We start from the raw sequence: 321 nt of genomic DNA, 5'->3' as shown, positions 1-321 counted from the left end.
GCGACAACGGAATCACCGACGGACGCTCCACCACACCCAAGATCGGGCGCGGACTGTCGACGGCGCTATCCGTCGTGCGAGTGGAAAGCGTTGCGACGGTAGGTGATTCGAACAACATACGAACACTGATGTTCGAGCCCAGCGCAGCATTGACGCGGGCCGTCACTCGTGTGGCGCTGAGTGAATCGCCGCCGAGATCGAAGAAGCTTTCGTCGAGGCCGATAGCTTCGGCACCGAGCACTTCTGCGAAGACCCTGGCGATGGCTACTTCTGTCTCGTTGCGAGGTGTACGTCCGCTGCCGGCACTGGGCAATTCTGGGA

Annotated in this window: 1 protein-coding gene; it reads right to left on the bottom strand. The window is 61.1% G+C overall.

Annotated elements, in window-relative coordinates:
• A partial coding sequence (locus H2510_RS20570; RefSeq protein ID WP_186630130.1) for a phosphopantetheine-binding protein occupies positions 1–321 on the bottom strand: 321 nt, incomplete at both ends.

It is taken from the genome of Rhodococcus sp. BP22 (assembly GCF_014281965.1).
GTDB lineage: Bacteria > Actinomycetota > Actinomycetes > Mycobacteriales > Mycobacteriaceae > Rhodococcoides.
Note: the sequence above shows the minus strand (reverse complement) of the source record. Positions and strands in the feature narration are given on the sequence as shown.